The organism is Streptomyces sp. NPDC000941, assembly GCF_053599555.1.
The window spans coordinates 1-11354 of sequence record NZ_JBSFMM010000300.1 but is presented as its reverse complement, the minus strand read 5'-3'; the positions used below and the strand labels follow the sequence as shown (position 1 = coordinate 11354).

Annotated in this window: 10 protein-coding genes; 7 read left to right on the top strand and 3 right to left on the bottom strand. The window is 71.8% G+C overall.

Annotated elements, in window-relative coordinates:
• A partial coding sequence (locus ACWDSL_RS48380; protein WP_450495497.1) for an aldo/keto reductase occupies positions 1-908 on the bottom strand: 908 nt, incomplete at its 3' end.
• Between the two features lie 154 nt (positions 909-1062).
• On the opposite strand from ACWDSL_RS48380, the gene ACWDSL_RS48375 reads away from it, so the two are divergent.
• On the top strand, positions 1063-1308 hold the full coding sequence (locus ACWDSL_RS48375; protein ID WP_014174261.1) for a hypothetical protein: 246 nt from the start codon (positions 1063-1065) through the stop codon (positions 1306-1308).
• Positions 1309-1310: 2 nt separating this feature from the next.
• Positions 1311-1688, top strand: coding sequence for a hypothetical protein (locus ACWDSL_RS48370; protein WP_014174260.1), 378 nt, complete (start codon positions 1311-1313; stop codon positions 1686-1688).
• Between the two features lie 21 nt (positions 1689-1709).
• Here ACWDSL_RS48370 and ACWDSL_RS48365 read toward each other — a convergent pair whose 3' ends face one another.
• Positions 1710-3494, bottom strand: coding sequence for an FAD-dependent oxidoreductase (locus ACWDSL_RS48365; protein ID WP_450495495.1), 1785 nt, complete (start codon positions 3492-3494; stop codon positions 1710-1712).
• A gap of 125 nt (positions 3495-3619) precedes the next feature.
• A complete protein-coding gene (locus tag ACWDSL_RS48360) occupies positions 3620-4837 on the bottom strand; it encodes a YVTN family beta-propeller repeat protein (RefSeq protein ID WP_450495493.1) in 1218 nt (405 codons plus the stop codon).
• Between the two features lie 651 nt (positions 4838-5488).
• Here ACWDSL_RS48360 and ACWDSL_RS48355 point away from each other — a divergent pair.
• The 5 genes from ACWDSL_RS48355 (at position 5489) to ACWDSL_RS48335 (ending at position 11324) form a co-directional block, all read left to right on the top strand.
• Positions 5489-6385 (top strand): Gfo/Idh/MocA family protein, encoded by an 897-nt coding sequence (locus ACWDSL_RS48355; RefSeq protein ID WP_450495492.1) that lies wholly within the window; start codon positions 5489-5491, stop codon positions 6383-6385.
• 84 nt (positions 6386-6469) lie between these two features.
• The gene (locus ACWDSL_RS48350; RefSeq protein WP_450495490.1) at positions 6470-7216 is read left to right on the top strand and encodes an HAD family hydrolase; all 747 of its coding nucleotides are present in this window, start codon (positions 6470-6472) and stop codon (positions 7214-7216) included.
• Positions 7213-9558: a glycoside hydrolase family 65 protein gene (locus tag ACWDSL_RS48345; protein WP_450495488.1), complete on the top strand. Its 2346-nt coding sequence runs from the start codon at positions 7213-7215 to the stop codon at positions 9556-9558. Before ACWDSL_RS48350 ends, ACWDSL_RS48345 begins: the two co-directional genes overlap by 4 nt.
• A gap of 100 nt (positions 9559-9658) precedes the next feature.
• Positions 9659-11062 carry a Si-specific NAD(P)(+) transhydrogenase gene (gene sthA / locus ACWDSL_RS48340; RefSeq protein ID WP_385611855.1) on the top strand — a complete coding sequence of 468 codons (1404 nt, stop codon included), beginning with the start codon at positions 9659-9661 and terminating at the stop codon, positions 11060-11062.
• Between the two features lie 37 nt (positions 11063-11099).
• Positions 11100-11324 (top strand): DUF2277 domain-containing protein, encoded by a 225-nt coding sequence (locus ACWDSL_RS48335; protein WP_089506041.1) that lies wholly within the window; start codon positions 11100-11102, stop codon positions 11322-11324.
• The last annotated feature ends 30 nt before the right edge of the window (positions 11325-11354 follow it).

The window sequence follows — 11354 nt, the reverse complement described above, 5'->3', positions numbered from 1 at the left end:
CGGCCGGCCCGCGCCCCGCCGGGGGCGGGCCCCGGGGCCGGGCCGGCCCCCCCCGCCCCCGGGATGACCGAGGTCACCCCCGGCTGCTGGACGACCCACCGCAGCGCGGTCTGCGCGGGCGTCGCCCCCTCGGGCGCCAGCTCCCCGAACTCCACCGCCGCCTCGACGCCCGCCGTGAAGTCCACACCCGAGAAGGTCTCGCCCTGGTCGAACATCTCGCCGTGGCGGTTGTACGTGCGGTGGTCGTTCTCGGAGAACACCGTGTCCTTGGTGTACCGGCCGGACAGCAGACCCGACGCCAGCGGCACCCGCGCGATGATCCCCACCCCGGCCGCGGCGGCCGCGGGCAGCACCCGCTCCAGCGGCTTGAGCCGGAACGGATTGAGAATGATCTGCACGCTCGCCGTCCCCGGGTGCTCGATCGCGGCCAACGCCTCCTCGCAGGTCTCCACGCTCACCCCGTACGCCGCCACACGCCCCCGGTCCACCAGCGTGTCCAGCGCGTCGAAGACGGCGGCGGAGGAGTGCACCGACGACGGCGGGCAGTGCAGCTGCACCAGATCCAGCGTGTCCACCCCGAGGTTGGCGCGCGAACGGTCCGTCCAGGCCAGGAAGTTGTCCAGCGTGTAGTTCTCCGCGACCTGCGGCATCCGTCGCCCCATCTTGGTCGCCACGAAGATCCGCGCGTCCGGGCGGCTTCGCAGATAGCGCCCGATGCGCTGCTCGCTGCGCCCGTCCCCGTACACATCGGCGGTGTCGAAGAAGGTCACCCCCGACTCGACGGCCGCGTCCAGCACCGCCAGCGCGTCGTCCTCGCCGACCTCGCCCCAGTCCGCGCCCAGCTGCCAGGTCCCAAGACCGACGACGGAGACCTTCCTGCCGATCCGGCCGAACTCACGCTGCTCCATGGTCCCTCTCTCTCCTGTGGTGCGGCTCACCGTACCGGCAGGTGTTCGAAGGCCGGTGGCCTAAGGAGCTCGAAATACTTGTCAAGTACCTACAAAAACAATATTTGACCTGCGGCGATTGCTGTCGAGGTACCTGGCAAGTAGGGTGTGAAGCATGTCAGCTCTCAATGTGGAATTCAGCGATCGGGAACTTGAGGACCTCCGCCAGATCGCCAAGGAGCGTGGCACCACGATGAAGGCCCTCGTCCGGGAGGCGACGGTCGCCGACATCGCCCGCCACCGCGCGCTGCAGGAAGGCGCGGAGGTGTTCCGGCGCTTCTTCGCGGACAACGCGCAGGCGTTCGCCGATGCGTTCCCGGATGATGAACACCGCCCCCACGACCCGGGACAGGCCGCCTGACCATGGCCCCGCTACTGCATATCGACGTCCCCTGGCTGCTGCAGCGCCATGAGGAGGTCATGCCGGAACAACCCTCCATCTCCGACTTCTCGGGACTGGTCGCCGCCGTGGCCCGGCATCGCGTCGACCCGCCACGCCTGGGCGTCGACCCGGACCCCGCGTGGCGCGCCGCGGCGCTGCTGCACACCATCGCGCTGCTCAGACCGCTCCCGGCGAGCAACGCGCGATTCGCCAGCGCCACGGCCGTCGCCTATATGCACGCCTCGGGCGAGGGCATCGATCCGCCGTACGGTGCGCTGATCGACCTGGTCCGCGACATCCTGTCCAGCAAGGCCGACGTCTACGACGCGGCGGGCCGCATCCGCTCCTGGCGGATCTGAACAGGTCCATACCGTTGCGTGTCAGCCGAGGTCGAACGCGTTGGGCAGCCCCAGCCGGTAGCGGGTCTCGTCGACGCGGCGCAGCGGCTCCAGCTCCGGCGGCTGGTACAGCGTCCAGATGGCGCACCGCGGGGCGGTCGAGCCCTCGGCGTCCAGAAGCGCGTTGACGGCCCGGCGGGCCGACTCGTTGGCGCCCTCCATCGTCGCCAGGTCCATGTCGGTGGCCACGTAGTCCCCGGCGAGGAAGAGATTGGGCGCGGCGGTGGCCGCGCTGGGGCGGTTGTACCAGGTGCCGGCCGGGTGGATCAGGAGTTGTTCACGGTTGCTGGGCGAGGGTCCACCGAGCCCTTCGACGGCCGGGTCCATGAACCACGAATGCACATCCGTATCGCGCAGCACCGTCCGTCCGGTGTCGTGCAGACTGTCCTTCAGCTGCGCCCAGATCTCGCGGACGACCTCCTCGCGGGTGCACTGCTTGGCGGTCTTCCCGTACAGGATGCCGGGCTTGTCCCATTCGGAGACGATGGTGGACAGGCAGTCGGTGACCTGCCCGTCCCCGTAGTCGGCGGGGAAGTCGCGCCCCTTCCAGAACTGCGCCTGTCCGATGGCGGTGATCGACCAGGGCGAGTCCACGCAGTCCACATGCCCGTTCAGGATCGGGGTGGGGGTGCGCAGATAGAACTGGACGCCGACCATCCAGTCCGTGCGCAGCTTGTCGCAGCGGGCGAGCTGCGGATCGGCGGCCCGCAGCGACGCGCCCCAGGTGGTGCGGGCGTGTTCGACGGGCAGCGCGCTGAGATAGTGGTCGGCGGTGGCGGTGCGGGTGGCGCCGGTGTCCGGGTCCTTCAGGCGCGCCCCGGTGATCCGCCCGCCCTCGTAACTCAACTCCGTCACCTCGGCGCCGAGCTCGAACCGCACACCCAGCGAGCGCAGATGTGTCTCCCACGGATCGATCCACGCCTCGCTGGTCGGTGCGTTCAGCACCCGGTCCGGCTCCCCGTCGTGGCCCCGCGCGAGGACGTTGTACACGAACGCCTGGAGGACGCGGGCGACGGTGCGGGTGCTGGCCTCCTCCGCCTTGGTGGCGACGATGTTACGGGTGATGCCGACGGCCAGCAGCCGCTGGTAGTCGTGCGACATCTTCTCGGCCTTGACGAAGTCCCACCACGGCACCCGCTCCCACTGCCCCTCGCGGCGCAGATCGCAGCTGGTCAGCTGGACCAGGACGCGGCCTGCGAAGTACGCGACCTCGGTGGCGGGCAGGCCGAGTGCGGTGTCCAGGAAACCGATGAGGAGTTGCAGCAACGCGTCGGGGGTGAGGGAGCTCGGATCGGGCGGTGCGGTCAGGGTGCGGAACGGCAGCCGCAGATCCGGGGTGCCGCCGTTGCGGGCGAACAACTCCTCGGTCGCGGCGACCAGGTTGTCCCGGCAGCCACCGGCGTTGCCGGGGAAGGGGATCCGGCGCAGGGTGTCGGGAAGATTCCGGTAGAAACCCGGGAAGAAGCGGAAGCCGTGCTCGCCGGGTAAGGCCCTGCGTCCACCGCTTCCGGTGCCGGGGACGTCCATGCTGCGGGCCTTGCCGCCGAGGATGCGGTTGCGCTCGTACACCGTGACCGAGAACCCCCGCTCGGCCAGCTCCTGCGCGGCGCTCAGCCCCGAGACACCGCCGCCGAGCACGGCGACGGTACGGGCCGCCTTGGGCGCGGCCGAGGCGGGGAGGGCCATCGTGGTGCCCAGCGCGAGGGCGCCGCCGGTGGTTCCCGCCGTGGCCAGGAACTGACGCCGTGTCCTGCTGTCGTTCTCCATCGCGACTCGCGACTCCTCCCCTTGACGCCGCCATCCAGGCATGACCACGTCACGCTACGCGGGGGTGGTCGGCGGGGGAAGACGGCTTACGCCCCGTCATCGGCTCGCCGTGCCCGGCAGGCGGCTCAGCGGAAGACGCCGGTGTGGCCCAGAGAGTAGCGGCCCGGCTGGGGAAAGACGGCCAGCCCGTGCGGGCCGCCGCCCACCGGGATCCGCGCCAGCAGCCGGCCGTCGCGGGTGGCGATCGCGTACACCTCGGAGTTGTAGCGGCCGGAGAGCCACAGCACCTTTCCGTCGGCGGACACCCCGCCCATATCGGGGCTGCCGCCGCCGGGCAGCCGCCAGCGCTCCACCAGCTTGCCGGTGGCGAGCGACAGGACCGAGATGGTGCCTTCGCCGCGGTTGGTGATGTACATACTGCGGGAGTCCCGGCTGATGTACAGACCGTGGGCGCCCTGGCCGGTGGGCAGCAGCCGGGGGCGGGTGAAGGCGTCCCCGTTCAGCACCCACACCCCGTCGGCCATCATGTCGGCGATGTACCAGGTCCGGCCGTCCGGTGAGATCTTCACGTCCTGCGGCATGGCGCCCACGAGCGGCAGCCGCTGCTGCCCGATCACCTTCATCCGGGCCGTGTCCACCTTCAGCAGCTCGCCGGAGAACTCGCAGGACACGATGAAGTAGCGGCCGTCGGGCGAGAAGTCCGCGTGGTTGACGCCGTAGCACGACACCGGCACCGACTTCACCACCCGCATGGTGTGCGCGTCCCGGAACACCAGCGCCCGGTCCGCGGAGGCCATCACCACCGCGTACTTGCCGTCGGGGGTGAAGTAGAGGTTGTACGGATCGTGGACGTCCACCGGGCGGCCGGTCTTCCCGGTGGCCGGGTCGATCGGGGTCAGGCTGTTGCCGAGGTCGTTGTTGACCCACAGCGTCTTCAGATCCCAGGAGGGCACGACGTGCTGCGGCTGGCTGCCGACCTGGAGGGTGCGGATCACCTTGTACGTCTTCGGGTCGATGACGCTGACCGTGTTGGACAGCGTGTTCGGCACGTACACCCGCGCCGGCAAGCCCTTGACCACCGGGGACAGCTTGCCCGGCCGGTCGGCCGCGTACAGGTCGTGCGGGTCGAGCGGCGGTGGCATCCCGGGCAGCAGCCGGGCGGCGGCGGCCTTCGAGGCCGCGGCCGACGCCGACGCGCCGGCCGTCCGCGACGGCTTCGTGCGCGTCGGCCGCGTCTGCTCGTCGGAGGCGGCACACGCTGAAGCCGCGGCGCACACCAGCAGCAGCGCCCCCGCCACCCGCAGCCGCACGGCCCGCCGCCGGGCCGGGGAGTGGCGCGCCACGGTGAGCGGCAGGGCCCGCGGACCGTCGGCGCGCGGGGCGGTCGCCTCGCCTTCCCGACGCCCGGGCGAGTGAGCCGAAGGGGCGCGGTCGCCCGCGCCGGAGGCGCTGATGTCACCGTGAAAGGGAGAGCGCGCGGAGGCCCTGAAACTGCGATCGCCACGCGGCGGAGCCGCAGATCGATACAGCCGGCTACCGCCGCGCGAGCGTCCGAGGCTGCGATCGATATGCGGCTGCCGCCGCGTGGTCGACCGTCGACAGGGGCTGTAGCGCCCCTGGGGGCACCTCCCAGCGGTAGCTGGGGGAGAACCGAGCCACAACAAAAACGCGCGGATCGGGCCACGGGCCACGGGATTCCTCCAGCGGTGGTGCGGGCGAAGACACGGGCGTGCCACGGAACGCGGCCTCCCGCCGGCCGGTACGGCCCGGCCGCGGTGGCCGCCCGGACCGGCCCGGCCGAGGCTCACACTGCCACCGTCGCGACCCGGCGGCGCGCCCCCGCATCCGACCGGGTGGCGGGCCTCCCCCGCGCGGGGGCATCACCGATCTCCCGGCCCTCTTCCGCCGATCCGCACCGCGCGGCGTAGGATCGCGCCCGGCAACGAGCGGAGCACCGGCAGCGAGCGGAGCACCGGGAGACAGAGGGGGCGGCATTGCGGTTCGGACTGCTGGGCACGGGTCACTGGGCGGCCGAGACCCAGGGCGCGGCCCTCGCCGCGCACCCCGAGGCGGAGCTGGTGGGCGTCTGGGGCCGGGACCCGGCCAAGGCGCGGGCGCTGGCCGAGCGGTACGGCATCCGGGCCTACGACCGGCCCGACGAGCTGATCGCCGACGTCGAGGCGGTCGCGGTGGCCCTGCCGCCGGACATCCAGGGCGACCTGGCGCTGCGCGCCGCGCGCGCCGGGCGCCATCTGCTGCTCGACAAGCCGCTCGCCTTCACCACCGAGGACGCCGATCGCGTGGTGGACGCCGCCGAGGAGCACGGGCTGGCCTCCGTGGTGTTCTTCACCCGCCGCTTCGCCCAGCCGGTGGAGGACTTCCTCACCCGTGCCGCGGCCGACGGAGGCTGGGACGGCGGCCGGGCGACGGCCTTCGCCTCGATCTTCCGGCCTGGCAACCCCTACGGGGGCTCCCCATGGCGGCGGGAGCGCGGCGGCCTGTGGGACGTCGGCCCGCACGCCCTGTCCGTCCTGCTGCCGGTGCTGGGCCCGGTCGCCGAGGTCACCGCGGTCGGCGGCCCGCGCGGGGCGGCACATGTGCTGCTGCGCCACCGCTCGGGCGCGGTCGGCACCCTCGCGCTCACCCTGGACGCCCGGCCCGCCGCCGTCGCGCACACCTGCGACTTCTACGGCGAACAGGGCGTGGCCGCCGTCCCCGACGCGGGGATCAGCCCCGTCGAGGCGTTCACCGCGGCCACGGACCGGCTGCTGCGAGGCGCCCGCACCGGCACCGGCGACCCCTGTGACGTGCGGTTCGGCCGCGAGGTCGTGGCCATCCTGGAGGCCGCCGACGCCTCCCGCCGCCTAGGCCGCACCGTCGCCCCGCGCTGAGCTTGCCGCCGGACTGCCACCCTTTCACCCCAGTGGTCGCCTACTTCGCCGCATAGACCGACGGCTGCGGGGGAACCGGGGGCCATGACCAAGCTCCGCCTCCCGGAGTCCGTCCGGGCCTGCCTGTTCGATCTCGACGGGGTGCTGACCCGCACCGCGGTGATCCACGCGGCGGCGTGGAAGGAGATGTTCGACGACTTCCTCCGGCGCCGCGAGGGCCCTGGCTTCCGCCCCTTCGACAAGGTCGACGACTACGACGAATACGTCGACGGGCGGCCCCGCGCCGACGGGGTGCGCACCTTCCTGGCGTCCCGGGGGATCGAGCTGCCCGAAGGGACGGACCAGGACCCGCCCGACGCGGACACGGTGCACGGCCTCGGCACCCGTAAGAACGCCCTGGTCCTGGAGAAGATCCGGGAGGAGGGGGTCGAGGCGTACCCGGGGTCGGTGCGCTTTGTCGAGGCGGTCCGCGCCGCGGGCCTGCGTACCGCGGTCGTCTCCTCGAGCGCCAACTGCCGCGATGTCCTGATCTCTGCGAAGATAGAACACCTCTTCGAGGTCCGTATCGACGGCGTGGTCGCCGCCGAGCGCGGGCTGGCGGGCAAACCGCGTCCGGACACCTTCCTGGAAGCCGCTCGCGACCTGGGCGTCGCCCCCGTGGCCGGCGCGGTGTTCGAGGACGCGCTGGCGGGCATGGAGGCCGGCCGCGGCGGGCGCTTCGGCTGTGTCGTGGGAGTCGACCGGGTCGGCCAGGGCGAGGCGCTGCGCGCCCACGGCGCGGACATCGTGGTGCTGGACCTCGCCGAGCTGCTGGAGGAGGACGCCTCGTGATCACCGATTCCTCATACGCCGTCGACCCCTGGATGCTGCGCGAGACCGAGCTCCACCTCGATGTGCTGCCACAGAGCGAGTCCGTCTTCGCGCTCTCCAACGGCCACGTCGGCTGGCGCGGCAATCTGGACGAAGGCGAGCCGCACGGCTGGCCCGGCTCCTATCTCAACGGCGTGCACGAGCTGCGCCCCCTGCCGTACGCCGAGGCCGGCTACGGCTACCCCGAGTCCGGCCAGACCATGATCAACATCACCAATGGCAAGATCATCAGGCTGCTGGTGGACGACGAGCCCTTCGACCTGCGCTACGGGCGGCTGCGCTCCCACGAGCGCATCCTCGATCTGCGCGGGGGGCTGCTGCACCGCACCTGCGAGTGGACCTCCCCCTCCGGCACCACCGTGAAGGTGCGCTCCACCAGGCTGGTCTCCCTCACCCAGCGGGCCATCGCCGCCGTCGCGTACGAGGTGGAGGCCGTGGACGCCGAGGTCCGGATGGTCATCCAGTCCGAACTGGTCGCCAACGAGCAACTCCCGCAGCGCGCCGGCGACCCCCGGGTCGCCGCGGCCCTGGAGTCCCCGCTGCTGCCCGAGGAGCACGACGCCCATGACATGCGGCTGCGCCTGATCCACTGCACCGAGGCGAGCCGGCTGCGGGTCGCCGCCGCCGCCGACCACTTCATCAGCGGGCCGCCGCCCACCCGCACCTCGAGCGAGAGCAGCGAGGACGTCGCCCGCCTCACCGTCACCTCGGTGCTCAAACCGGGCGAGGTGCTGCGGCTGGAGAAGCTGGTCGCCTACGGCTGGTCCGGCGCCCGCTCGCTGCCCGCCGTCCGGGACCAGGTGGAGGCCGCGCTGGCCGGCGCCGCGAGCACCGGCTGGCAGGGCCTGGTGGACCAGCAGCGGGGCTGGCTCGAGGGCTTCTGGAGCCGCGCGGACGTCGAGGTCGAGGGTGACGCCGAGATCCAGCAGGCGGTGCGCTTCGCCCTCTTCCACGTGTTGCAGGCCGGGGCCCGCGCGGAGGAGCGGGCGATCCCCGCCAAGGGCCTCACCGGGGCGGGCTACGACGGACACTCCTTCTGGGACACCGACACCTTCGTGCTGCCGCTGCTCACGTACACCTTTCCCGAATCCGTCGCCGAGGCGCTGCGCTGGCGGCAGTCCACGCTGCCCGCCGCCCGGGAGCGGGCCCGCCAGCTCGGCCACCACGGCGCCGCCTTCCCCTGGCGCACCATCGAAGGGTCCGAGTGCTCCGGGTACTGGCCGGCCGGCACGGCGGCCTTCCACGTCAACGCCGATGTGGCCGACGCCGTGGTGCGCTACGTCTCGGCCACCGGCGACGAGGAGTTCGAACGCGAGAGCGCGGTCGAGCTGCTGGTGGAAACCGCCCGGCTGTGGCGTTCGCTGGGCCACCACGACCACCACGGCCGCTTCCACATCGACGGGGTGACCGGCCCCGACGAGTACAGCGCGCTCGGCGACGACAACGTCTACACCAACCTCATGGCCCAGTCGAACCTGCGCGCCGCCGCGGACGTCGTCGAGCGCCACCCGGCGAAGGGCGCCGTACTGGGGGTGGACGACGAGGAGGCCGCGGCATGGCGGGACGCCGCCGAGGCCATGACGATCCCGTACAACAAGACCCTGGGCGTCCATGAGCAGTCGGCCGACTTCACCGACCACCAGGTGTGGGAGTTCGAGAGCACCCACCCCGACCAGTACCCGTTGATGCTGCACTTCCCCTACTTCGACCTGTACCGCAAGCAGGTCGTCAAGCAGGCCGACCTGGTGCTGGCGATGTATCTGCGCGGCGATGCCTTCACCGAGGAGCAGAAGGCGCGCGACTTCGCGTACTACGAGGCGCTGACCGTCCGCGACTCCTCCCTGTCCGCCTGCGCCCAGGCCGTCATGGCCGCCGAGGTGGGCCATCTGCGCCTGGCCTACGACTACTTGGGCGAAGCCGCCCTGATGGACCTCAGGGACCTGGAGCACAACACCCGCGACGGACTGCACATCGCCTCGCTGGCCGGCACCTGGATCGCGCTGGTCGCCGGATTCGGCGGGATGCGCCACAGCGACGGCAGCCTCAACTTCTCGCCCAAGCTGCCGGAGAAACTGGCCCGGCTGGCCTTCACCGTCCAGGTGCTGGGCAGGTGCCTGCGGGTGGAGATCACCGACGCCACCGCCACCTACACCATGGTGCGCGGCGCCCCGCTGGAGATCCGCCACTACGGGCGCCCGCTCACCGTCACCGAGAAGTCGCCGCAGACCCGTAAGGTCCCCGAGCCCACCGCCCGCCCCGAACCGCGCCAGCCCCCCGGCCGCCGCCCCGACCGCCGCGCCTGAGGGCCGAGCGCCGACCGTCCGGGGCGGTCGCCCCAAATGGGTCCCGCAGAAAGGGCTTTTGCTCTTTCGGGCGGGTGGCATGGGGTGCCAGACTTCTCAGGTGCCCGACTTTGACATGCTCGTGATCGGATCCGGCCCGGGTGGCCAGAAAGCTGCCATCGCCGCGGCGAAGCTCGGCCGCAGCGTGGCCGTCGTCGACCGTCCGGACATGGTCGGCGGCGTCTCCATACACACCGGGACCGTCCCCTCCAAAACCCTGCGGGAGGCGGTGCTCTACCTCACCGGACTGACGCAGCGCGATCTGTACGGCCAGAGCTACCGCCTCAAGGACGAGATCACCGTCGCCGATCTGACGGCTCGTACCCAGCATGTGGTCAGCCGCGAAGTGGACGTCATCCGCAGCCAGTTGGCCCGCAACCGGGTCGCGGTGTTCGCCGGCGTCGGACGCTTCGTGGACGACCACACCGTCGCCGTACGCGACGCCGACGGCCATGAACAGCTGCTGACCGCCGGCCATATCGTGATCGCCACGGGCACCCGCCCGGCGCGCCCGGCGTCCGTGGAGTTCGATGAACGGACGATCATGGACTCCGACAGCGTCCTGAACATGGAGCGGGTGCCGCGCTCCATGGTCATCGTGGGCGCGGGGGTGATCGGCATCGAATACGCGTCCATGTTCGCCGCCCTGGGCAGCAAGGTCACGGTGGTCGAGCAGCGCGAGGGCATGCTGGACTTCTGCGATGTCGAAGTGGTCGAGGCACTGAAGTACCGGCTGCGGGACCTGGCCGTCACCTTCCGCTTCGGCGAGACGGTGGCGGCGGTCGAGCGCCACGCCCGCGGCGCCCTGACCGTGCTGGAGAGCGGGAAGAAGATCCCCGCCGACGCGGTGATGTACTCCGCCGGACGCCAGGGGCTGACCGACGACCTCGACCTCGGCAAGGCGGGCCTCACGGCCGACCGGCGGGGCCGGATCACGGTGGACGAGCACTACCGCACGGCCGTGCCGCACATCTACGCGGTCGGCGACGTGATCGGCTTCCCCGCGCTCGCCGCCACCTCGATGGAGCAGGGCCGCAGCGCCGCGTACCACGCCTGCGACGAGCCGGTGAACCCCATCCACGACCTGCAGCCCATCGGCATCTACAGCATCCCCGAGATCAGCTTCATCGGCCGCACCGAGGATCAGCTCACCGATGCGTGTGTGCCGTTCGAGGTCGGCGTCTCGCGCTACCGCGAGCTGGCCCGCGGCCAGATCGTCGGCGACTCGCACGGCATGCTGAAGCTGCTGGTGTCCCCGGAGGACCGGCGGCTGCTGGGGGTGCACTGCTTCGGCACCGGCGCGACCGAGCTGATCCACATCGGCCAGGCGGTGATGGGCTGCGGCGGTACCGTCGACTACCTGGTCGACGCGGTGTTCAACTATCCGACCTTCGCCGAGTCCTACAAGGTCGCCGCCCTGGACGCGACGAACAAGATGCGGGAGATCGACCACCTTGGGGACTGAAGCCCCCGCTGTCAGTGCCCGGGCGCACACTGGAGGCATGTGCCGCAGCATCAAGACACTCCGCCCGCCCATGACGCCCGAGCTCCACGACGAGGACATCGAGGCGGCTGCCCTGCAGTACGTCCGCAAGGTGTCCGGGTTCCGCGCGCCCGCCGCCCATAACCGTGAGGTCTTCGACCAGGCCGTCGAGGCGGTGGCCGAGGCCACCCGCAAGCTCCTCGACGGACTCGAGGTGCGCGGAAGCGGCGGTCGCGCGAGCTGAGCTCGCCGAGCCGTGGCGCCCCACCCGCCG